We start from the raw sequence: 21,757 nt of genomic DNA on the forward strand, positions 1-21,757 counted from the left end.
ACGCGTCATGACCACTGACACCATGACACGCCCCGTCAACCTGATCCTTCTCGGTCCTCCGGGCGCCGGGAAGGGCACCCAGGCCCGCATGTTGGAAGAGACATTCGGCCTTGTGCAGCTGTCCACCGGGGATCTGCTGCGCGAGGCGGTTACCGCTGGAACCGAGGCCGGACAGGCCGCCAAGGCGGTGATGGAGAAGGGCGAACTTGTTTCCGACGAGATCGTCATCGCCATCCTGTCCGACCGTCTGGACCAGCCCGATGTGGCCAAGGGCACCATCCTTGATGGGTTCCCCCGCACCGAAGCTCAGGCCGGGGCGCTCGATAAACTGCTGGCCGAACGCGGCCAGAAGATCGACGCCGCCATCAGCCTTGAAGTGGACGACGAGGCGATGGTTGCCCGTGTATCCGGCCGCTACACTTGCGCCGGTTGCGGCGAAGGCTATCACGACGAATTCAAGCAGCCCGCCACATCGGGCACTTGCGACAAATGCCAGGGCACCGAGTTCAAACGGCGCGCTGACGACAATGCCGAAACGGTGCGCACGCGCCTTTCGGCATACCACGCCCAAACCGCCCCACTGATCAGCTACTACGCCTCGCGTGATGCGCTGACGCGGGTGCCCGCTATGGGGGATATCGACGAGATCGCTGCCAATCTTGGCAAGATCATCGGCGGTGTCACGAACGGGTAGCACGAAATTCGCCGGCGCCTTGCTGGAGGGGCGGCGGCGATAAAAAGACCTGGGCCAGTCGGGAGGGCAGGTTCGGGAAACCCAATCGAAGGGAGAAACCTCATGGCTGACTCGCCATCTAACAACGAATACTGGTCGGCGAACATCCGTCTGGTCACCATCTGCTTGGTGATCTGGGCGCTTGCGTCGTTCGGCTTTGGCATCCTTCTGCGCCCGCTGGTCAGCGGCATCGCAGTGGGCGGCACTGACCTGGGCTTCTGGTTTGCTCAGCAGGGATCCATCCTGGTCTTCCTGGTGCTGATTTTCTTCTACGCATGGCGCATGAACTCGCTCGATAAGCAGTTCGGCGTCGACGAAGAATAAGGACGGACCGACCAATGGATCAGACTACCCTTAACTTTATCTTCGTGGGCGCGTCCTTCGCGCTCTATTTCGGCATCGCCATCTGGGCTCGTGCCGGATCGACCTCGGAATTCTACGCCGCTGGCCGCGGCGTGAACCCCGTTGTCAACGGTATGGCGACGGCTGCTGACTGGATGTCGGCCGCTTCGTTCATCTCGATGGCAGGTCTCATCGCCTTCACCGGCTACAACAACTCGCTCTTCCTGATGGGCTGGACCGGCGGCTACGTGCTGATGGCCATGCTTCTGGCGCCTTACCTGCGCAAGTTCGGCAAGTACACCGTGCCGGAATTCGTCGGTGACCGCTATTACAGCCAGAGCGCACGCGTTGTGGCCGTTGTCTGTCTCATCGTCATCTCGACCACCTACGTGATCGGCCAGATGGCGGGTGCAGGCGTTGCGTTCTCGCGCTTCCTGGAAGTGGAAAGCGACACTGGCCTGATCATCGCGGCCTGTGTGGTTGCCGTTTACGCCGTTCTCGGCGGTATGAAGGGCATCACCTACACGCAGGTTGCTCAGTACTGCGTGCTGATCATCGCCTACACCATCCCGGCAATCTTCATCTCGCTGCAGCTGACCGGCAACCCGATCCCGGGTCTGGGTCTGTTCAGCTCCATGAACGAAGGTCTGCCCGGTGGCGTCGAAGCCGGCGTTCCGCTGCTGACCACCCTGGACGGCCTGCTGACCGACCTGGGCTTCAACGAGTACACCGCCACCACCAACCCCTGGCTGATGGCTCTGTACACCCTGTCGCTGATGATCGGTACCGCGGGTCTGCCCCACGTGATCATCCGCTTCTTCACCGTGCCGAAAGTGGCCGACGCTCGCTGGTCCGCCGGTTGGGCGCTGGTCTTCATCGCGCTGCTGTACCTGACGGCCCCCGCCGTGGGCGCAATGGCCCGTCTGAACATCATCACCACCATGTGGCCGAACGGTGTTGAAGGCGAAGCCGTGGCCGTCGAAGACCTGCCGGACTGGTTCCGCACCTGGGAAGTCACCGGTCTGCTCGGTGTTGAAGATCTGAACGGCGATGGCCGCATTCAGTACTACAACGCTGGCTCCGAATCCGGTGCAGCCCTGGCCGAAGCACAAGGCCTGCAGGGCAACGAGCTTGTCACCTTCAACCGTGACATCCTCGTTCTGGCCAACCCGGAAATCGCACAGCTTCCGGGCTGGGTGATCGGTCTTATCGCTGCTGGTGGTCTCGCAGCCGCCCTGTCCACTGCGGCAGGTCTGCTTCTGGCCATCTCCTCGGCGATCTCGCACGATCTGATCAAGTCGACGATCAACCCCAACATCTCGGAAAAAGGCGAGCTTATGGCCGCCCGTATCTCGATGCTGGTCGCGATCGTTGTGGCAACCTACCTGGGTCTGAACCCGCCGGGCTTCGCAGCTCAGGTGGTGGCGCTGGCCTTCGGTCTGGCAGCAGCCTCGCTGTTCCCGACCCTGATGATGGGCATCTTCTCGAAGCGCATCAACTCTTCGGGTGCAGTTGCCGGTATGCTTGCTGGTCTGATCTCGACCTGTCTGTACCTCTTCCTGTACCTGGGCTGGTTCTTCATCCCCGGTACCGCGATGCTGGACAGCAGCCAGTACCTGTTCGGCATTCCGCCGACCCACTTCGGCCCGATCGGTGCGCTGTTCAACTTCGGCGTCGCCTACCTGGTGTCCAACGCAGGTGCAGAACCGCCGAAGGAAATCCAGGACCTGGTGGAATCGGTTCGTATTCCGCGTGGTGCCGGCGCAGCCGTCGACCACTAAGGGAACGCCCAATCCCAGGGCCTGCGACACCGCAGGCCCTGTTCAAAACACCGGCGCATCCCGACAGTCCGGGGTGCGCCACTTCCTTCCGGGGGAACCCGTTCCATGCCTCAGTCGATCCGAGAATTCCTCGCCCATACCCATCCCTATGACAGCCTGCCCGCAGACGCGCTGGACAGCCTGGCAGATGCGGTTGAGGCGCGCTCGATCCCGGTCGATAGCCAGATCTACGGTTATGGTGAACCGCTTGAGGCCCTCTACCTGATCATTCGCGGCCGCGTGGACATCACCGACGAAACCGGTGCCGTCCTGTCCATTCTCGGCCCTCGCAACACATTCGGCGAACGCGGCCTGATGCGCGACGGCCTGGCCGTCACCTCGGCCCGCGCCGAAGAGGAAACCGACCTCATTGCCATCCCTGCCGCCGTCTTCAAGGCACTGGTGGCGGATCACCCAGGCGTCGCCCGTTTCTTCGACCGAACCCGCCCCGCCCGCGCCAAGCGGCAAGATCTGGCCACCATGCAGCTGGCCGACATGATGACCCGCAATCCGCGGCAGGTTGCCCCCGACACCCCTATTCTGGCCGCCGCACAGGACATGCGCGATCATGGAGTTTCGTCCCTGATGATCACTGAGGGCGAGGCGCTGAAAGGCATCGTCACAACCCGCGACCTGACCAACAAGGCGCTTGCCCAAGGGTTGCCCCATGACACACCCGTCAGCCAGGTCATGACTGCCGATCCCGTTGCCCTGCCCCCCTCCGCGCTTGTCTCGGACGTGCTGCACGCGATGGTCGAACGGCGCATCACCCATATGCCCGTTGTCGAAGGCGGCAAACTGGTGGGCATCCTGACCCAGACCGACCTGACGCGCTTTCAGGCCACGTCCTCCGCCGCGCTGATCCGAGAGATTGCCGATGCCAAAAACTGTGCGGACCTGGCCCGGATCGTCGGACGCATCCCGCAACTGCTGGTACAGCTCGTCGGGGCCCATAACGCCCACCATGTCGTCACAAGGCTGATCACCAATGTGGGCGATGCCACCACGCGCCGCCTGCTGGCCATGGCCGAGGACAAGCTGGGATCGCCGCCTGTCCCTTACCTGTGGCTTGCCTGCGGGTCGCAGGGACGGCAGGAACAGACCGGCGTCAGTGACCAGGACAATTGCCTGATCATAGACGACGCGATGCAGCCCGAGCATGATGCGTACTTCAAGGCACTGGCCAAATTCGTCTCGGATGGGCTCGATGCCTGCGGTTATTTCTATTGCCCCGGCGACATGATGGCGACCGCCGAGCGTTGGCGGCAACCGCTCAGCGTCTGGCAAAGTTATTTTCGCAAGTGGATCGCCAAGCCCGATCCCGAGGCGCAGATGCTGGCCAGCGTCATGTTCGACCTGCGCCCAATCGGCGGCGACGAAAGACTCTTTGTCGATCTTCAGGCAGATACCCTGAAGAACGCCGCAGATAACTCCATCTTCGTCGCGCATATGGTCTCAAACTCGCTCAAGCACACGCCGCCGCTTGGCCTTTTTCGCGGCTTTGCCACCGTGCGCTCGGGTGAACACAAGAACACCATCGACCTAAAGCATAACGGCGTAGTTCCCATCGTGGATCTGGGCCGCATCTACGCCTTGCAAGGTCAGTTGCCCGTCGCCAATACCCGCGCCCGGCTGGAAGCCGCGATCGAGGCGGGAAAGGTCTCCCCCACTGGGGGGCGCGACCTGCTCGATGCCTATGACATGATCGCAGAAACCCGACTTGAACATCAGGCCGCGCAGATCCGCCGGGGCGAAAAGCCCGACAACTTCATGCCACCTACGGACCTGTCGGATTTTGAACGCAGCCATCTGCGCGACGCCTTCGTCGTGGTCAAAACCATGCAATCCGCCGCCGGCCAGGGCCGTGGCATTCTGAGCTGAGGAGCACCCCCCGCACATGTTCTGGACCCTTCTGACCGCCTTCGTCGCAGGTTTTGCCGGCGCCGGCACCGGTTTCGCCCTGCGCCATCTAAGCGGCAAGCGCCTGCCCAAGGGGATCATTCCGGTCGCGGCCGGTATCGCCATGATCGCCGCGACCGTGGGGCTCGAATACGGCTGGTACCGCAATGTGCTGGACACGCTGCCGGAAGACACTCAGGTCATTTCCGAACGCACGCAGCAGGCCTGGTATCAACCCTGGACCTTCGTCAGCCCCTGGGTGCGAGGATTCATTGCTCATTCACCTTCCGAAACGGTGGAAACGGCAGCAGGGTCCGGCGTTCAGGCGGTGCAGATCCGCATCCATGAACGCTGGCAGCCAGAGGTCATCCGCCCGATCCTTGTGGATTGCACCAATAACCGCCGGGCTGACGTCAATTCAGAAACCCAGTTTGCGGATGACGGACAACCCACCAATACCACCTGGCTAGAGGTCGGCGCCACCGACCCGATCCTGCAATCTGTTTGCGGCGGGGGGGCCGCGAACTAACCCGTTTCCGGCAGGGGGCGACGCGCGACCGCCCCACCCGCCACGCACCGAAGGGGCAAGGAGGAGGCCCCAGCCAAATGTTCACCCAACTATCCCTGCGTCTGCGCATCTTCCTGTTTTTCGCCTTTCTCGCCCTCGCGACCTCGGCCCTTGCCATCGCAGGTCTGACGCTAGGCTATATCCGTTTGGGCGAAGACCATGCCCTGTCGGCCTTCGTCATCGCCGGGCTGATCGGCGTCGTGGCCATTTTTGGCCTGACCACATGGGTCTGGGTGCTGTTCGACGAAAACGTCGCCCGCCCGGTGGAACGCCTGGCCGCTGACATGCGCGCCCGCGCCCATGCGGATGTGGAGCGGGAGATTGACCACGCCCCCGCGCGCTATCTGGGCGATCTGGGCACCGCAGCTGCCGCCGTGACGCAGAACCTGACCGAAACCCGCAACGCCATGGCCATGGCCGTGGGCCGAGAAACCGCGCGGCTGTCGCTTGAAAAGTCCCGGCTGGAAACCCTGCTGGCAGAGGTTCCCGATGGCGTCCTGTTTTGCACACCCGATCATTCCGTGGTGCTCTATAACGCCCGCGCGGTCGAGATCCTTGGCCATAGCGAGGCGCTCGGCCTCAACCGCCCAGTCCGTCACCTGCTGATGCCGGGTCCAATCCTGCAAGCCTATACCCGCCTGCTGGACTCGGGCGAAACCGAAGGCGCCGACATCCTCTGCGCCACCCGACGCGGTGCCCGCCTGTTGGAGGCGCGCATCCGCCTGCTCTATCTCGAAGGCCAGGAAACCAGCGGTCCGGGCTACGTGCTGTCTCTGCGCGACGTGTCTAAAGACCTCAAGGTGCACGCCGAACGCGCCACGCTTCTCGACCGGCTGATCGATGCTGCCGACACCGCCCTGCCCGCCTTGCCGGAGCCGCAGAAATCCGTGCTGTCGCAGACCGTCTCGGATATTGCCGCCCGCAAGGCCGCAACCGACACACTATGGTGGCCGATGGAGGCACTGCCACTCGGCGATCTTGGCACCGCCCTTCGCGCCCGGCTGGCCCGCAAGGATGTGGCCCTGTCCGTCGAACTGCCCGCCCGCCGCATCCGCGCAGATGGCTACGCGGTTACCCGCCTTCTGGAACGTCTGGCGCTTGGCTGGTCCGGCAAGGGGGCCACAGCCTTTACCCTGCGCCTTGCGCAACTGGGCGATAGCGCCGTGACCCTCAGCCTCGAATCCAAAGCCCCCGCACCGGACCGGTCTGACCTTACCGACTGGCTCTCAGCTCCGCTGTCTCCCGGTTTCGCATCATTTTCGGGTGGGGACGTGCAAACGACCCACGGCACCCGCGTGACTTTGGGCGAGGGCGCAGAGGGACGCGCCGCTCTGCAATTCTCGCTGCCTCTTGCCACGCCAAAACCCGCGCTTCCCGCGCGCCCCATGCAGTATGATTTTGACCTTCTGCATGCCGACCTGCCGAAAGAGCTGTCGCAAGCGCCGCTCAACAAGCTCAACTTCGTGATCTTCGACACCGAAACCACCGGCCTTAACCCTCAGGTAGACGAGATTTGCCAGATTGCTGCTGTGCGCGTCGTGAATGGCCGCATCCGTGCGGGCGAGCGCTTTGACATGCTGGTCGATCCGGGCCGCAAGATCCCCGCCGCCTCGACTGCCGTTCATCACATCACCAACGATATGGTTCAGGGCGCACCCTCGGTGCAGGAGGCGCTGACCCGCTTCCACCGCTTTGCAGATAACAACGTGCTGGTGGCCCATAACGCGCCTTTCGACATGGCCTTCCTGCAACGGCGCGAAAACGAGATCGGCCTGCGCTTCGATCAGCCCATTCTCGACACGGTGCTGCTCTCTGCCATTCTCTTCGGCCAATCGGCAGAACACACGCTCGACGCGCTCTGTACAAGGCTCGCCATCACCATCCCCGAGGAAGATCGCCACACGGCAATCGGCGATGCCATCGGAACGGCCGCCGCCTTCGCCAAGATGATTCCGATGATGGAAGCGGCAGAGCTGCCTACATTGGGGGCAACCATCGCCGCCTTCGACCGTCATGCGCGGCTGATAGGCCATCTCAATTGACCAGCGGCCACGGGCCAGATCCTCTATAAGACAAACCGGAGACCGACATGGCACGCGAGCCCCTCTACAAAAAAGCCGAAACAGAAATTCTGCGGCGTATCACATCGGGCGAATGGCCCGAGGGCATGAGGCTCGGGAACGAGTTTGAGCTGGCGGAAGAATTCAAAGTCAGTCAGGGCACCATGCGCCGGGCGTTGATGACGGTCGAGGCTATGGGCTATCTCAACCGCAAGCCCGGTCGCGGCACCGTGGTTGCAGTGCCCAAAGCGGCAGAACCAGCCGCTCCCCCCGACTTGCGCAGGCTGTTTTTGCCCAATGGCGACCGCTTGCAGCTGGAACCTTTCCGCGCAAACCTGACAACCCGCGCGGTCGAAGGCACGGAACGCGATTTCTTCTCTGGCCCTGTACATGCGCTGACCCGCACGTTGAAATGCGGAGGCGAACGCTTCGCGTTGGAGGAGATTCTGATCGACGCAGCCGCCGTGCCGGAGATGGAGGAAGACCAACCCGTGGAATTCCTCAACCTGCTCCACGCACTCAACCTGCCGACAGCAACGCTGGAGGATCGTCTCCATGCAGAGGTGACCAGTATGAGCGCATCGGTCGCTCTGGCCTGTGACCGGCACACCGGCCTCCTCTGCCTCACCCGCATTGCCCGAGACAGCGCCGCCAAGACCCTCGCTGTTCAGACCCTGCGTATGGCTGGTCCCGCCAACTACCGGATTCGCCCCGCCTGAGGCTGCTCCTCTGCTTTGCCCAAATACCCCCGGCCGGAGGCACCGCGACCGGGAAATCTGGCACATGTTCCCACTGGGCGCGCGCGTTCCTCTTTTCCGTGGCAACGCGACCTGACGAGGCCTCCCGCGTAAGCGGGGGGTTGAGGCAGGCCGCTCCCGGGTCGATGCCGAAGGCAGCGAAACCGCGTGTCCTATGCACGAGGGGTGCACAGGGGGTGTACGCAGGGCGCCCCCCCTGTTCTAGGCAGATGACAAGGGCCGGGTCACCCCGGCCATCGCGCCTCAGATCCCGTCGATACAAACATATTTTGTATCGAGATAATCAGCCAGTCCCTGGCTACCGCCTTCCTTGCCCATACCGCTTTCCTTCACCCCGCCAAAGGGCGCTTCCACGGTGGTAATGAGACCCGAGTTGATCCCGATCATCCCGTATTGCAGACCTTCGTTCAGCCGGAAAGCACGAGCAAGATCAGAGGTATAGGCATAACAGGCGAGCCCATACTCGGTGTCGTTGGCCATCGCGATGGCCTCTTCCTCGGTCTCGAATTTGAACACTGGCGCCAGCGGTCCGAAAATCTCTTCCTTCGCAAACATCATGGCCTGCGTGGCGTGTTTGATTACCGTGGGCTCAAAGAAACTGCCGCCATTGCCATGCCGCGCGCCACCCGTCGCGACCTCGCCACCTTTCGCGGTTGCATCGGCAATGAATTCCTCAACCTTTTCAACGGCATCCACGTCGATCATCGGCCCTTGTTCGACACCAGGCTCAAGCCCGTTGCCAACCTTCAGCGCAGCGGTTTTCTCCACCAGCTTGGCGACGAACGCATCATAGATGCCGGACTGAACATACATCCGGTTGGCACAGACACAGGTCTGTCCCGCATTGCGGAACTTTGAGACCATCGCCCCCTCAACCGCCTTGTCCAGATCAGCGTCGTCGAACACCACAAACGGCGCGTTACCGCCCAATTCCATCGAGACTTTCTTAACGGTATCAGCGCTTTGGCGGATCAGCTCCTTGCCGACCTCGGTCGATCCGGTGAAAGTCACCTTGCGCACCACTGGGCTGTCCATCATCGCGCCCGCGATCTTGCGGGCAGAGCCCGTGACCACGTTCACCACACCCTTGGGAAAGCCCACCTCCTCCGCCAAAGCGGCCCAGGCCAGGCCCGAATAAGGTGTCGCCGTCGCGGGTTTCGCCACCACCGTGCAGCCCACGGCCAGTGCCGGACCGATCTTGCGCGCCAGCATCGAAGACGGGAAGTTCCAGGGCGTGATCATGCCGACCACGCCAACAGGATGGTGAGTCACAAGAATGCGACGACCGTTCACGCCAGCGGGCACGATTTCTCCCTTGGCGCGGCGTGCTTCTTCTGCGAACCACCGGACATACTGCGCGCCAATGGCGATCTCCCCCATGGCTTCGGCCAATGGCTTGCCCATCTCGACGGTCAGGAGTTCAGCCAAGTCCTTCTGGTTGTCCATCAGGGCATCATGCAGCTTCCACAAGAGGCCGATGCGGCTCATCAGGTCCATTGCTGCAAAACCGGGGAAGGCGGCTTCTGCAGCGGCAATCGCACGCTTGGTTTCCAGGTCGCCCGCGTTAGGGATTGTGCCGATCACTTCGCCCGTCGCCGGGTTGGTCACGTCGATAGTGGCCCCGCTATCAGCCGCAACCCACTGACCATCAATGTAATTTCCCTCACGCAACCAGGTCTTGTATCCGCTCATCTTAAGTCTCCATCAGGATTGGGCCGCCATGCGGCTGGCCACGTCCAGCATTCGGGCCGAAAAGCCCCATTCATTGTCGTACCAGCCAAAGACACGCAACATGCCGCCCTTTGACCGTTTGATCTCTGGCCCCGCCACGATCAGGGACTCGGGCCTTTGCCGCAGGTCTGACGATACAAGCGGTTTGTCGGTATATCCAATCACACCCCCCGATGAGGCCAGAAGCGCGCGCGCGTCCTCGGCGCTTGGGCGGGCACGGGCGATGACCGCCATGTCCACGCAGGATACGCTGGCCGTGGGCACCCGCACAGCCGACCCGGTGATCCGCCCCGCCAGATGCGGCAGAACGATATCCACCAGTTGCTCGGCGCTCGTGGTTGTTGGCACCATAGACAGCGCGGCGGCGCGGCTCCGGGCAGGGTTGGCCATGGGCATGTCCACTGTCGGTTGACTGCCCGTATAACAATGCACCGTCGTCATCAGCGCAGTTTCCAGCCCGTAGGCATCATCCAGAACCCGGGCAAGCGGTGCCAGCGCGTTGGTGGTGCAGGACGCGTTGGATACGATGCGATGTTCAGCTTTCAGCTTTTCATCGTTCGCGCCGAGGACAATTGTAAGATCCGCATCCGGAGAGGGCCCCGATACCAGCACTCTTGCGGCCCCGGCCACCAGGCCCTGTTCGGCAATCGCACGATCCTGGGCACGGCCTGTGCACTCCATCAACACATCCACACCCGAAAGATCCAGGGCTGACAAGTCCTGCTGTTGCGTGAAGGGAATGCGTCGTCCGGCGGCGATCAGCGCACCCGGCTCTGTCGTCACGCCCCCCGGAAAAGGACCAAAGACACTGTCGAATTCGAACAGATATGCGCAGGTGTCCAGAGAGGCGATATCGTTGACGCCCACGACCTCAACGTCGGGCCACACGTCGGATGTGAGCCAGGCGCGCAGAACCGACCGGCCGATCCGCCCGAACCCGTTTATCACGACCCGTGTCATGCCCGCTCTCCCATGCTGAAGGTGCGCGCAGTCATGCACGGGCGCGAGGAAGGTTCAAGGCATGCTCTGTACGGTTTTGGTGCGGCACCGCACCCCGACCTATGCAAAAGTTTCGCAAAGGCTCCTGTAGGCATGCTTTAGGCCCGCAAGGGTCATGGTATCGCGGTCGCAAAACTCGATCCCGACCCCATGCCCCGATAGAGCAAGGGCATAAAGCGTCGACCATTGAGAACCATTTACGACCATGACAAGGCCTCTCCGCCAATAGCTTTGCGCACTGGCAAGCTCCATCCCGATCAAAAGGCCCTTCAGGCGCGACTTTGCCGGGTCGCTGTCGAACCTGGCCTCAAGAAGATGCCGGGGCGTCAGCTCCGGGGTGTCCATTGCGTTTGATACCGCCGCCCTGAAAGTGGCTTCATGCACTGCCGGTCCCGGAACGGGCAAAGAGCCCCTGTCGGCCTTTGGAGCCAGGAGCTCTGCCAGCTCCGCCGTCATGAACGGCATCAAGCAGGACACTTCGCCCTGTTGTACGCCGACCCACTGGGTGCGCTCGTCGGGAATGCAAAGCGCCCCGGAATAGCTCGGCATCTCGGTAACGACACCGCGAATAAGGCTGTCATGAGTCAGCAGCGCCCCCTTCCCGACGGATTGCTCAAGCCCCGGTACCGCGTGGAGCATCAGGCGGCTTTCTTCGGTTTCGAGCAACCACGGAGAAGCCTCTTCCGGGCGAAAAGGCGGAGAATATGCCGGGATGGAGGCGAGTTTCTGTACACCTGAAAGCCCACCAACAACGACGGGCGTTTGATCTCGGATCAGCCAAGGTCGCACAAGTTTTAGCAAAACGGCTTCAAACGCGTCGATAGCCACCTGTGCAAGCCCCTGCGCAGAGCGCACTTTCATCAGGACCGAACCGTGCTGGTCCATGGCCCAGGCCTGCATTCCATACTCAGACCAGTCCACCGCAATCCAATGCGGTGCCGCATTGTTTTCACTCATACCACTTATTCCCCCACCCGTTTAAAGGGGCATCACAAGACAAACATCTTTCTGCCAATCATTTTCTTCATTGTTCTTATGAAGATATTTATTCGACGTCGACATATTTGTGAAGGAAGCGGTCAATTTGGTTCGCGCAATCTTAGCTAAAACCACAACATATTACTTAATAAAGCAAGCATCTCCACCCAATGAGCAATAGGAATTCTGACTTCCTATGAAAGTCTTCCACGCTGATTTCCCGGCGGCACCCCAAAATGAGATTTATAGGTGCGGGCAAAGTGCCCAGAGCTTTTGAACCCACAGGCGAAAGCAACTTCGGTAACTGGCATTTCTGTCTGCAACAGCAGGTGCCGTGCTTTCTGCAATCGGATATCAACCTGATACTTCTTAGGAGAACAGTTTAAATAGCGCCCAAACAACCTTTCCAACTGGCGCACGGAAATCCCTATTTCCGAGGCTATTTCCGAAGGTGAGATCGGGAATTCAACCGTTTCATTCATTCGGCGAATGGCATGGGTCAGATGGCTATTGCGAATGCCGTGTCGGGCCTGGAAGGACACGCGCTGTTCCGCGCTCGCATCGCGGACAGTGTTGTAGACCATTTGATCCGCAACCTCGGCGGCAAGGGTTTCGCCGTGCCGCGCTTCGATCAGATGCAGCATCAGGTCAGCGGTGGCCGTGCCGCCCGATGCCGTGACAATCCTTTCGTCCGCCACGAAGACGCTGCGCTGAAGGTTCACGTCGGGAAATTCCTCCATGAAAGCGTCGTGGTAATCCCAGTGGATCGCGGCCCGCATCCCGTCCAACATCCCTGACCGCGCCAATATCCATGTGGCTGAGCACAACCCTCCGATCTTCACGCCTTTGCGCGCCTGCTTTCGGATTCCGTTCATAAGACCGCGGGTGGCCCGCGTTTGCACCCCGATCCCCGACAGGATGAACAGTCGATCAACGGCGGGCAGCTCGTCCAATGTGCAATCCACCTGGCTGACGATCCCGTTCGAGCAGGTGACAGTGGGGCCTGTCTCGGACGCCAAGGTCCACTCATACAGCGTCTCGCCACTGATCAGGTTGGCAATGCGCAAGGGATCAACAGCACAGCCAAAGGCCATGTGGGTCAAATCCTCTACCAATAGGAAACCGAAGTGTTCAGGGCGTGGCATCGTCATGTCCTCAGGATAGCTCAGGTTTGGCCTGAACACGTTTTGTATGCAATATGTATTTTCTTTGCGCACGATCTTTGCTAGGCAGCTCGGGCAAAGAAGGAAACCCCGATGCCCGATTCGACGCCTAGCCCCAAGGATACCTGCTATCTCGCCCTTAAGACCGCGATCCTGACGTTGGAGCTTCAGCCCGGCGCCGATCTGGACGAGGCGAGCCTGAGCGCGGAATTCGGCCTGTCGCGCACGCCACTGCGGGAGGTGCTGCGGCGGCTGGCAGGCGAGGGATATGTCGATCTGCGCCTCAATCGCGGGGCGCGTGTGTCCGAGATGTCCCACACCACCCTGCGCGATTTCTTCCTCGCCGCCCCGATGATCTATGGCGCGATCCTGCGTTTGGCGGCTGAGAACGCGACGCCCGCACAGATAGAGAAGCTGAAGACCACACAAGCAAGGTTCCGCAAGGTTTTGCAGCAAGGGTCAGCCCGCGACCGGGCGCTTGTGAACAACCGTTTCCACGAGATCACCGGCGAAATGGCGGGCAATGTCTATCTGCTGCCATCCTTTCAGCGCCTGCTGATCGACCATGCCCGGATTTCCATGACCTTCTACCGTCCGCGCGACGAGGCCATGGCCCGCAATGTTGGCGAAGCCGCCGACCAGCATGACCAGATCATCGCCGCGATCGAGGCGGGTGACGCCGAAAAGGCTGCCGCGCTTGCGATCGACCATTGGAACCTGTCCCGCCACCGCATCGAGCTGTTCGTGATGCCGGGCGGGCTCGACCTGCCGCTTGGTGCGCCACCGCGCGCCGTTACCGCCTGAGGAGAGGCCCATGACACCCATCTTCCGGTTCGAGGGGATTTATACGCCCGTCGTGACCCCCTTTCTGGACGACTTCTCGGTCAACTGGGACGCACTGGCTGACGTGATCGACAACCTGATCGAGGCGGGGGTCCACGGCCTAATCTCCGGCGGGTCCACCGGCGAGAACTATGCGCAGACAGTCGAGGAACGGCTGGAGGTTGCGCGCTTCACCAAGGATCGCATCAAGGGTCGCCTGCCGCTGGTCGTCGGTACCGGGGCAATGATGACGCCCGATTCCGTGGCGCTGGCGACGGGTGCGAAAGAAATGGGCGCGGACGCGCTGTTGCTGGCTTCACCGGCTTATTCTGTGCCGACCGACCGCGAAAACGCGCTCAATGCGCTGGCTATAGACAAGGCCGCGAACCTGCCGGTGATGCTCTACAACTATCCCGGCCGCACCGGCACGATGATGGGCGAAGAATTTCTCGACCGCGTGGGCCGAAGCCGCAACTTCTGCGGCATCAAGGAAAGCTCTGGCGATATTAACCGCGTGCATCTGCTGGCCCGCGACTATCCCCATATCCAGCTTGGCTGCGGCATGGACGATCAGGCGCTGGAGTTCTTCGCCTGGGGGTCGCGGTTCTGGGTCTGCGGCGGGTCGAACTTCCTGCCTGCCGAGCACATCGCGCTCTACAAGGCCTGCGCACTGGAGGGGAATTTCGACAAGGGCCGCCGGATCATGTCGGCAATGATGCCACTGATGCGGGTGCTGGAACAGGGCGGCAAGTTCATCCAGACGATCAAGTATGGCGTGGACCTGAACGGGATCACCACTGGCCCCATGCGCCCGCCGCTCAAAGGGCTGAACAAGGACGACAAGCGCGCGCTGGAACAGGTGGTCGGCGTGCTGAAGCGCACCATTGCGCAGATCGAGGCGGAGGGCTGAGACATGGACCTGCTGACACGCGACGAATACAAGGCGCTGGCCGCCGAGATGGACTTCCCCAATGCCGCCTATATAGACGGGGCCTATCGCCCGGCGATCTCGGGCAAGACCTTTGCCACAGTGAATCCGGCTACGGGTGAGACGCTGACCGATGTGGCCGCCTGCGGGGCCGAGGACGTGGATTTCGCGGTAGCAAAGGCGCGAGAGGCCTTCGACGATGGCCGCTGGTCGCGGATGCATCCCAGTGACCGCAAGGGCATCCTGATCCGCTTCGCCAAGCTCCTGACCCGGAACGCCCGCGAACTTGCGGTGATGGAAAGTCTCGACAGCGGTAAGCCGATCTTCGATTGCGAGACGGTCGACATCCCCGAAACCATCAACTGCATCAAGTGGCACGCAGAGGCGATCGACAAGATTTACGATCAGGTCAGCCCCGCCTCTGACGATCACATCGCCATGGTGGTGCGCGAACCCATCGGGGTTGTGGGCCTTGTGCTTCCGTGGAACTTCCCGCTTTTGATGCTGGCATGGAAGATCGGCCCGGCACTGGCCGCGGGCTGTTCGGTGGTGGTGAAACCTGCCGAGGAAACCTCGCTCACCGCGCTCCGCGTTGCAGAACTGGCGACCGAGGCGGGCCTGCCGCGCAGCGTGTTGAACATCGTTCCCGGCAGCGGGCCGGAGGTGGGTGAACCGATTGGCCGCCACATGGATATCGACGCGGTGTCCTTCACCGGCTCGACCGTCACCGGCAAACGCTTCCTGTCTTATTCCGGCGAATCCAATGCCAAGGAAATCACCCTGGAGATGGGCGGCAAGAACCCCGCCATCGTGATGGATGACGCGGAAAACCTCGACCGGGTTGCCGCGCATGTGGTGAACGGCGCCTTTTGGAACATGGGCGAGAATTGCTCGGCCTCGTCGCGGCTGATCGTCCACAAGGATGTGAAGGCAGAGTTGCTGGAACGCATCGCCCATCACGCACAACACTGGAACACTGGCGATCCGCTGGACCCGGAAACACGGCTTGGCGCTTTGGTCTCCGAGACGCATTTCAACAAGGTCTGCGGCTATGTTGAGAAAGCGGACAGCTTCGTCATTGGCGGCAAGGCCGAGGGCGGCTTCGTCGAGGCCACGGTGGTGGAGATCCCCGGCAATGATCACGTGCTGGCACGCGAGGAAATCTTTGGTCCGGTTCTGTCCGTCATCACCGTGGACAATTTCGACCAGGCGATCCGTGTGGCCAATGACACTGATTACGGCCTGTGCGCCTCGCTCTTCACCGCCAATGCCAAACGTGCCATTCGCGGCGCGCGGATGCTGCGGGCCGGGACAGTGACCGTGAACGGCTTTGGTGAGGGCGATGCCACCACCCCCTTTGGCGGGTTCAAGCAATCGGGCTTCGGCGGGCGCGACAACGGCATTCACGCCCATGACCAGTACACACAACTGAAAACCATCTGGCTGGATCTGTCGGATGACGCGGATGAGGCGGTGGAGTGAGCGCACATCACGCCCGGCGTCTGCCGGTTCATAAGGGGCCGGCCGCGTGGTCAGCCATCCTGCCGGGGCAACCTGCCCCTGTGCCGCTCACGGACAACATCACCGCCGATGTGGCGGTTGTGGGGGCGGGCTTCGCAGGGCTTTCGGCGGCGCGACGGCTTTTGCAGATCGACCCGTCGCTCAAGATCGTGGTGCTGGATGCAGGCCGCGTGGCCGAGGGCGCGGCAGGCCGCAATTCCGGCTTCATGATCGACCTGCCCCATGACCTGGCCTCTGATGACTACGCCGGGTCGGGCGACGACCGCACGGTGACCGCGCTCAACCGGCAGGCCATCGCCTTCGCCTTGTCGGCGGCCGAGGACTACGCCATTCCCCACGACTTCGCGGCCCCCGTGGGCAAGGTGAACGGGGCGGCAAGCGCGGCAGGCCATGCCCATAACGAAAGCTACGCGCGCCACCTGTCCACGCTTGGCGAGGCGTCCGAGATGCTCGACGCCGAAGAGATGGAGGAACTGACAGGGAGCCGCCACTACCTCTCAGGTCTCTACACGCCCGGAACCGTAATGCTGCAACCGGCGGGCTATATCCGGGGGCTGGCGGCGGGGTTAAAGCCCCAACTGCGGCTACATGAAACCTCCGCCGTCTCTGGCATCGCACGGATCGGCAATGACTGGCATGTCAGCACCACGCATGGTTCCGTCACCGCGCCCAAGGTGATCATGGCAAATAACGGACAGCTCGAAAGCTTCGGCTTCGCACGGCACAGGCTGATGCACATCTTCCTTTATGCCTCCATGACGCCGGTTCTGCCTGATGGCGCAGTCAAAGGTGCCGATAGGTGGGGCGTGACCCCGTCCGACCCCATGGGTACCACCATGCGCAAGATCAGCGGCATTCAGGGGGGCAGCCGCATCGTGACCCGCACGGCGGCCAGTTTCAAACCCGGAATGGTGGCAAGCGACGCGGCGATGAAACGTGCCCGCCGCATCCATGATCAGAAATTCAGCAACCGCTTCCCCGAACTGCAGGGGATGGAGATGGAATACACCTGGGCCGGGCACCTGTGCCTCAGCAGGAACAGCGTCTCGGTGACTGGGGAGCTGGAGGAAGGGCTATTTGCCGCCTGTTGTCAGAACGGGCTCGGTACGGCGCGCGGCACGCTCACCGGCATGGGCGCGGCAGAGATGGCTATGGAGGTGGAGACTGATATTACCCGCGCCTTAAGGGCAGACCCGGAACCCACTCGCCTACCTCCGCGCCCGTTCTCGGATATCGGGGCCAACTTGTACCTGCGCTGGAAGGAGTGGCGCGCTGGCGCGGAATAGAGCTGACCTTCAGCGACCGGACTCTTTTTCTGTGGGCCCAAGAAACCGGTCCACGATTGCCTGTGTCACTGTCTTGACGGCGTCCCGCGCCTCCTCCGGCTCGGCCCCGGCGACATCCAGCAACGCTGTCATGGCCTCGATCCCGGTTGCAAGTGACAGGGCGCGTATCAGCTTTTCTTGCCGCGCCACCGGCACCCCCCCGTCATCCTGCGACAGAGCTTGACGATACATGCTGATGCGGCGCGCGCCACGTCGCATTCCCTTCGCGTCCGTGGCAGACACCGTTAGCGTTCGCCCGAGGAACTGGCGAAACCCCGCCTCGTGAGCAAGGGCGAGGTCTAGAAAGTAGAGGTTTATCGCAATCAAGCGGGCACGCAGGTCCTCTGCGCCATTCGCAATCTCCTCGTAGGGCTTCACCTCGATATCCAGCATCGCCTCTGACACCAGAATGTCGGGGTCGGAAAAATACCTGTATGCCGTGGCTTTCGACACACCATGCCGTGCCGCAGCGGCTGCCACGGTTATGGGCTCGCCCTCCCGCAGCAACTGACGGGCACCATCAAGGATCGCCCGGCGCGTCCGCGCTTTTTGATTTGGCCTAACGTCGCTCATTACTCTCTCAAACATTGCTATAGTGACGATTTGTGAGACTATTGTCTCATTATGAGATATGTGTATCATTAAGATCAGAATCAAGCAAGAGGAAACACCCCATGACAAATCGCGCGAGAACATTTAACGTATTGAATATTCTGATGAACTTCCACGCGTTCCCGAACGAGGTAGATGGAAAATACTGCTTGGTAGAATGCTTGGTTCCCGTCGGTGCAGGGGCACCCCCCAATCACCACGCAGGGGAAACCGAAGGCTTCTACATCCTGGACGGACAGGTTGGCTTTATGATCGACGGCAAGGAAATCCTCGCGCAGAAAGGGGATTTCATTTCCATACCGGACGGGGCCGTACACGCCTTTCAGGCGGTTGGCGAAGCGCCCGCCAGGCTGCTGATCCTGAACAGCCCTGGCCACATGCACGCCGATTTCTTTACTGGGATCGGCACCGCCCTACCAGAAGGGCAGACGGACCTGCCGCCCCCTTCGGAACCGAACATTCCGGCAGTGATGCAAAAGGCAGAGGCTGTTGGAATGACCATTCTGCCCCCCGCGTGACCGCATTGCAGATACACAGGCGCAGCCCGTTTAGCGCGCCACCGGAACAACACGTCGGCGGCGCAGCGCGATAAGGTTCGACACGAGCAGCGCCCCGATCACCACCGCGCCCCCGAACAGCGCCCAAATGCCGGGATCTTCACCCACCACAGCCCAGACCAGCAGCGGCGCGAGAACGGATTCCAGCAGGATCAGCAGCGCGACCTCGGCAGAGCTCAGGTAACGGGGGCCGAGGACCAGCAGGCAGGAAGACGCCCCGATTATTGCCCCGTGGGCAAGGAACAGTGGCCATTGCGGCGCGAAGGCCGGCAATGGGTCCGAAAGCGTCGACATCATCAACGCGGCAAGGAAATAAGCCACCGGAACCGCCGGGATCATCGACGTATTGCGCAGCTTGCGAACCGCCGTCAGCGCGGCAGCGAACGAGGCAGAGGTATAAACCGCCCAGAGATCGCCCTTCCATGACGCCAGCTCGTTCTCGCCCGAGCCGTAGGCGATGATGCCAAGCCCCACCAAAACAGCTGCGATGGTCCACAGCATCCGCCGCGTAATGGGCTCGCCCAGAAAAACACGGCTGAAGAGCGCCGCAAATATCGGCATCGAAGCCAGGATGAACACCACGTTGGCCACGCTCGTATGGGCCACCGCCATGACGAAACCCGGCGCGGTGGAAGCCAACAGCAGCGTATAGAGCACACCCGGCCAGCCGGTGCGCAAGACGGCGCGAAATCCGCTGAGGCCCTGAAAGATCAGAACCGCCGCAGTTACCAGCAGTCCCGCGAACAAGCCGCGCCAGAAGACGATCACCGTAGGCTCGGCCTCGATCAGCCGCACGAAGAGCGAATCCGGCACCACCAGCAGGACGCCGCAGGTGGTGATCAAAAGGCCCTTTAGGTGATCGGTCATGATCAAGACAGAGCGGGAAAGCGCGCGGGAAGTAAAGCGCTTAGAGGGTCTTGCACACCCGAAGTGCATCGTAGACTGTCGCGTGGATATTGCGCCCTGCCACCGCGTCGCCGATCCGGGCCAGCAGGTAGCGCCCGTCTGGGTTCATCTGCTGGAAAGGGTCGGTGCCCGCGATCATGGCCGCATGGTCAAGCTGGCCAAGGTTGGATGAGCCTTCTTTGAGCGCGTGATAAAGCGCGTTCGAGGGCGTCAGGCCATGTTCCACCACGATATGATCCACCTCACGCGTGACGGTCTGACCGGTCAGAACGTGGCGCAGCGTGGCAATGCGTTTCGGGCCATCCACTGCGACGCGGGTCAATTCATGCAGGCAGGTCATCCGCACCCCGTCGCTTGCCAACTGGCGCAGCGCAACTGCGGAGGTTGTGGGGCCCATATCATGCAGTACGGAACGATCGGGGGTCAGCAGTTCCACTGTGCAACCCATCTCTGCCAAGGCATCGGCGGTGACAGCGCCTTGTTGGTCGCCCCCTTCATCCAGCAGCAGGACCATACCCGAGGGTCGCGCCGCACCGGACAGCACATCCCAGGACGACAGGGTCAACGCCCCACCCGGAATCGCTGGCGGTTCGGGCCAGCCTCCGGTGGCAATGACGACTGCATCGGGGGCTTCTGCCAGAACGTCCTCAGCCTCGGCATAGCAGTTTAATCTGATCCCCACGCCGAGCCGCTCCACTTCGGTGATCAACCAGTCGGCAACACCCCGTACCTGCCGCCGCACCCGCCCCTTGCAGGCCAGCAACAACTGCCCGCCCAAGCGATCCGCCGCTTCCATCAGAACAACGTCATGTCCGCGCAGCGCCGACACGCGGGCGGCTTCCAGCCCGCCGGGACCACCACCAACGACGACGACCTTTCGGCGCGTACCAGAGGGCGCGATCACATGAGGCATTACCGCTTCGCGCCCTGTCGCTGCATTTTGCCCGCAAACGGCGGGTTTGCCTTGGTTCACCCGGTCGACGCAGGCCCCAAGACCGACACAGGGGCGAATGCGTTCTTCCTCACCGCGCATCAGTTTCGCCACCAGGTGCGGGTCGGCGATATGGGCGCGGGTCATGCCGACAAGGTCGACATGGCCCTCACTCAGCGCGTGGCGGGCGGTAGCGAGATCAGCGATGCCACCCGCGTGGATCACGGGCAGCCCCGTCGCCTGCCGGATACGACCTGCAATCGACAGATGTGGTGCAGCGGGCATACCCATGGGCGGCACCCACCCGGCGAGACCCAGGTCGTCATAGGGCGCGCCCGCGAGGATGTTTAGGAAATCCACCTGCCCCGTGTCTTTCAGGGCGCGGGCCACGGCGAGGCATTCGTCAGGGGACAGACCAGCGTCCTGCAATTCATCGCCCGTCATTCGAATGCCAAGGATCATCCCCGGCCCCACGGCGGCGCGCACCGCCCCCAGAACCTCCAGCGTCAGGCGCAGGCGGTTTTCAAGCGACCCGCCGTAGTCGTCCTGCCGGTCATTTACCAAAGGCGACAGGAATTGCCCCAGAAGATGCGAATGCGACAGCAGCTCGATCCCGTCGAACCCGCCCTCCTGACAGCGGCAGGCGGCGGCGGCGAAATCCTCCACCACACGCGCCATGTCCTCCCGCTCCATCACCTTGGGAAACGCCCGATGCGCCCGCTCGCGCCGCCCCGACGGGCCGATCACCGGCAGCCAGTGCCCGTCGTCCCAAGCGGTGCGCCGACCCATATGGGTGATCTGGCACATGATCGCCGCCCCATGGGATTTCACCCCGTCCGTCAGCCGCCGGAACCACGGCACTATGCTGTCATCGCCTGCGTAAAGCTGCCCGAAGACCGAAGGGCTGTCGGGTGCGATATTGGTCGATCCCCCGACCATGGTCATCCCGATCCCACCCTTCGCCTTCTCCTCGTGATAGAGCCTGTAGCGGTCGCGCGGGTGGCCGTCCTCAACAAGGTTCGGGGCATGGGCGGTCGAGATGATCCGGTTGCGGATCGTCAGATGGCGCAGCTGGTAAGGTTCCAGCAACGGGTCGGCCATGGT

Annotated in this window: 19 protein-coding genes; 12 read left to right on the plus strand and 7 right to left on the minus strand. The window is 62.1% G+C overall.

The window, feature by feature from the left end; translation table 11 throughout:
* The first annotated feature begins 7 nt into the window (after positions 1-7).
* The 7 genes from ACROHD_RS11235 to ACROHD_RS11265 all read left to right on the plus strand — a co-directional run bounded on the left by ACROHD_RS11235 (position 8) and on the right by ACROHD_RS11265 (position 8,141).
* Positions 8-694, plus strand: a complete 687-nt coding sequence (locus ACROHD_RS11235) for an adenylate kinase (RefSeq protein ID WP_432677909.1) — start codon at positions 8-10, stop codon at positions 692-694.
* A 102-nt stretch (positions 695-796) separates the two neighbouring features.
* Positions 797-1,057, plus strand: coding sequence for a DUF4212 domain-containing protein (locus tag ACROHD_RS11240; RefSeq protein WP_071689077.1), 261 nt, complete (start codon positions 797-799; stop codon positions 1,055-1,057).
* A gap of 14 nt (positions 1,058-1,071) precedes the next feature.
* Positions 1,072-2,856, plus strand: coding sequence for a sodium:solute symporter family protein (locus ACROHD_RS11245; RefSeq protein ID WP_432677911.1), 1,785 nt, complete (start codon positions 1,072-1,074; stop codon positions 2,854-2,856).
* A 105-nt stretch (positions 2,857-2,961) separates the two neighbouring features.
* Positions 2,962-4,776, plus strand: a complete 1,815-nt coding sequence (locus ACROHD_RS11250) for a DUF294 nucleotidyltransferase-like domain-containing protein (protein WP_432677913.1) — start codon at positions 2,962-2,964, stop codon at positions 4,774-4,776.
* A gap of 16 nt (positions 4,777-4,792) precedes the next feature.
* A complete protein-coding gene (locus ACROHD_RS11255) occupies positions 4,793-5,323 on the plus strand; it encodes a hypothetical protein (protein WP_432677914.1) in 531 nt (176 codons plus the stop codon).
* A gap of 77 nt (positions 5,324-5,400) precedes the next feature.
* Positions 5,401-7,404 carry a 3'-5' exonuclease gene (locus ACROHD_RS11260; protein WP_432677916.1) on the plus strand — a complete coding sequence of 668 codons (2,004 nt, stop codon included), beginning with the start codon at positions 5,401-5,403 and terminating at the stop codon, positions 7,402-7,404.
* Between the two features lie 47 nt (positions 7,405-7,451).
* Positions 7,452-8,141 carry a GntR family transcriptional regulator gene (locus ACROHD_RS11265; protein WP_432677917.1) on the plus strand — a complete coding sequence of 230 codons (690 nt, stop codon included), beginning with the start codon at positions 7,452-7,454 and terminating at the stop codon, positions 8,139-8,141.
* Between the two features lie 282 nt (positions 8,142-8,423).
* On the opposite strand, the gene ACROHD_RS11270 is transcribed toward ACROHD_RS11265, so the two are convergent.
* The 4 genes from ACROHD_RS11270 to ACROHD_RS11285 all read right to left on the minus strand — a co-directional run bounded on the left by ACROHD_RS11270 (position 8,424) and on the right by ACROHD_RS11285 (position 13,033).
* The gene (locus ACROHD_RS11270; RefSeq protein WP_432677918.1) at positions 8,424-9,872 is read right to left on the minus strand and encodes an NAD-dependent succinate-semialdehyde dehydrogenase; all 1,449 of its coding nucleotides are present in this window, start codon (positions 9,870-9,872) and stop codon (positions 8,424-8,426) included.
* Positions 9,873-9,884: 12 nt separating this feature from the next.
* Positions 9,885-10,871, minus strand: a complete 987-nt coding sequence (locus ACROHD_RS11275) for a type I glyceraldehyde-3-phosphate dehydrogenase (protein ID WP_432677919.1) — start codon at positions 10,869-10,871, stop codon at positions 9,885-9,887.
* Between the two features lie 99 nt (positions 10,872-10,970).
* Positions 10,971-11,867: a 2-dehydro-3-deoxygalactonokinase gene (locus ACROHD_RS11280; RefSeq protein WP_432677920.1), complete on the minus strand. Its 897-nt coding sequence runs from the start codon at positions 11,865-11,867 to the stop codon at positions 10,971-10,973.
* A 215-nt stretch (positions 11,868-12,082) separates the two neighbouring features.
* Positions 12,083-13,033 carry a GlxA family transcriptional regulator gene (locus ACROHD_RS11285; RefSeq protein ID WP_432677921.1) on the minus strand — a complete coding sequence of 317 codons (951 nt, stop codon included), beginning with the start codon at positions 13,031-13,033 and terminating at the stop codon, positions 12,083-12,085.
* Positions 13,034-13,144: 111 nt separating this feature from the next.
* On the opposite strand from ACROHD_RS11285, the gene ACROHD_RS11290 reads away from it, so the two are divergent.
* The 4 genes from ACROHD_RS11290 to ACROHD_RS11305 are packed head-to-tail and all read left to right on the plus strand — an operon-like array spanning position 13,145 to position 17,608.
* Positions 13,145-13,855, plus strand: coding sequence for a GntR family transcriptional regulator (locus ACROHD_RS11290; protein ID WP_432677922.1), 711 nt, complete (start codon positions 13,145-13,147; stop codon positions 13,853-13,855).
* A 10-nt stretch (positions 13,856-13,865) separates the two neighbouring features.
* Positions 13,866-14,783, plus strand: coding sequence for a dihydrodipicolinate synthase family protein (locus ACROHD_RS11295; RefSeq protein ID WP_432677923.1), 918 nt, complete (start codon positions 13,866-13,868; stop codon positions 14,781-14,783).
* Between the two features lie 3 nt (positions 14,784-14,786).
* Positions 14,787-16,283 carry an aldehyde dehydrogenase gene (locus tag ACROHD_RS11300; protein ID WP_432677924.1) on the plus strand — a complete coding sequence of 499 codons (1,497 nt, stop codon included), beginning with the start codon at positions 14,787-14,789 and terminating at the stop codon, positions 16,281-16,283.
* Complete coding sequence (locus ACROHD_RS11305) at positions 16,280-17,608, plus strand: NAD(P)/FAD-dependent oxidoreductase (protein ID WP_432677926.1); 1,329 nt, start codon at positions 16,280-16,282, stop codon at positions 17,606-17,608. The genes ACROHD_RS11300 and ACROHD_RS11305 overlap by 4 nt, the downstream gene beginning before the upstream one ends.
* Before the next feature lie 9 nt (positions 17,609-17,617).
* Here ACROHD_RS11305 and ACROHD_RS11310 read toward each other — a convergent pair whose 3' ends face one another.
* A complete protein-coding gene (locus ACROHD_RS11310; protein ID WP_432677927.1) occupies positions 17,618-18,220 on the minus strand; it encodes a TetR/AcrR family transcriptional regulator in 603 nt (200 codons plus the stop codon).
* A 143-nt stretch (positions 18,221-18,363) separates the two neighbouring features.
* Between ACROHD_RS11310 and ACROHD_RS11315 the strand changes: the two genes are divergently transcribed.
* Positions 18,364-18,777 carry a cupin domain-containing protein gene (locus ACROHD_RS11315; RefSeq protein ID WP_432677928.1) on the plus strand — a complete coding sequence of 138 codons (414 nt, stop codon included), beginning with the start codon at positions 18,364-18,366 and terminating at the stop codon, positions 18,775-18,777.
* Between the two features lie 30 nt (positions 18,778-18,807).
* Here ACROHD_RS11315 and ACROHD_RS11320 read toward each other — a convergent pair whose 3' ends face one another.
* Together ACROHD_RS11320 and ACROHD_RS11325 are read right to left on the minus strand one after the other, a co-directional pair.
* Complete coding sequence (locus ACROHD_RS11320) at positions 18,808-19,683, minus strand: DMT family transporter (RefSeq protein WP_432677929.1); 876 nt, start codon at positions 19,681-19,683, stop codon at positions 18,808-18,810.
* A 40-nt stretch (positions 19,684-19,723) separates the two neighbouring features.
* Positions 19,724-21,754, minus strand: a complete 2,031-nt coding sequence (locus ACROHD_RS11325) for an oxidoreductase (RefSeq protein ID WP_432677930.1) — start codon at positions 21,752-21,754, stop codon at positions 19,724-19,726.
* Positions 21,755-21,757 lie beyond the last annotated feature (3 nt).

This window comes from Nioella aestuarii (assembly GCF_050896395.1).
GTDB lineage: Bacteria > Pseudomonadota > Alphaproteobacteria > Rhodobacterales > Rhodobacteraceae > Nioella > Nioella aestuarii.

What these genes read in the sequence shown, in the direction of transcription:
- ACROHD_RS11235 (WP_432677909.1), top strand. Translation starts at nt 8, where the DNA reads ATGACCACTGACACCATGACACGCCCCGTCAACCTGATCCTTCTCGGT.
- ACROHD_RS11240 (WP_071689077.1), top strand. Translation starts at nt 797, where the DNA reads ATGGCTGACTCGCCATCTAACAACGAATACTGGTCGGCGAACATCCGT.
- ACROHD_RS11245 (WP_432677911.1), top strand. Translation starts at nt 1,072, where the DNA reads ATGGATCAGACTACCCTTAACTTTATCTTCGTGGGCGCGTCCTTCGCG.
- ACROHD_RS11250 (WP_432677913.1), top strand. Translation starts at nt 2,962, where the DNA reads ATGCCTCAGTCGATCCGAGAATTCCTCGCCCATACCCATCCCTATGAC.
- ACROHD_RS11255 (WP_432677914.1), top strand. Translation starts at nt 4,793, where the DNA reads ATGTTCTGGACCCTTCTGACCGCCTTCGTCGCAGGTTTTGCCGGCGCC.
- ACROHD_RS11260 (WP_432677916.1), top strand. Translation starts at nt 5,401, where the DNA reads ATGTTCACCCAACTATCCCTGCGTCTGCGCATCTTCCTGTTTTTCGCC.
- ACROHD_RS11265 (WP_432677917.1), top strand. Translation starts at nt 7,452, where the DNA reads ATGGCACGCGAGCCCCTCTACAAAAAAGCCGAAACAGAAATTCTGCGG.
- ACROHD_RS11270 (WP_432677918.1), bottom strand. Translation starts at nt 9,872, where the DNA reads ATGAGCGGATACAAGACCTGGTTGCGTGAGGGAAATTACATTGATGGT.
- ACROHD_RS11275 (WP_432677919.1), bottom strand. Translation starts at nt 10,871, where the DNA reads ATGACACGGGTCGTGATAAACGGGTTCGGGCGGATCGGCCGGTCGGTT.
- ACROHD_RS11280 (WP_432677920.1), bottom strand. Translation starts at nt 11,867, where the DNA reads ATGAGTGAAAACAATGCGGCACCGCATTGGATTGCGGTGGACTGGTCT.
- ACROHD_RS11285 (WP_432677921.1), bottom strand. Translation starts at nt 13,033, where the DNA reads ATGCCACGCCCTGAACACTTCGGTTTCCTATTGGTAGAGGATTTGACC.
- ACROHD_RS11290 (WP_432677922.1), top strand. Translation starts at nt 13,145, where the DNA reads ATGCCCGATTCGACGCCTAGCCCCAAGGATACCTGCTATCTCGCCCTT.
- ACROHD_RS11295 (WP_432677923.1), top strand. Translation starts at nt 13,866, where the DNA reads ATGACACCCATCTTCCGGTTCGAGGGGATTTATACGCCCGTCGTGACC.
- ACROHD_RS11300 (WP_432677924.1), top strand. Translation starts at nt 14,787, where the DNA reads ATGGACCTGCTGACACGCGACGAATACAAGGCGCTGGCCGCCGAGATG.
- ACROHD_RS11310 (WP_432677927.1), bottom strand. Translation starts at nt 18,220, where the DNA reads ATGAGCGACGTTAGGCCAAATCAAAAAGCGCGGACGCGCCGGGCGATC.
- ACROHD_RS11315 (WP_432677928.1), top strand. Translation starts at nt 18,364, where the DNA reads ATGAACTTCCACGCGTTCCCGAACGAGGTAGATGGAAAATACTGCTTG.
- ACROHD_RS11320 (WP_432677929.1), bottom strand. Translation starts at nt 19,683, where the DNA reads ATGACCGATCACCTAAAGGGCCTTTTGATCACCACCTGCGGCGTCCTG.
- ACROHD_RS11325 (WP_432677930.1), bottom strand. Translation starts at nt 21,754, where the DNA reads ATGGCCGACCCGTTGCTGGAACCTTACCAGCTGCGCCATCTGACGATC.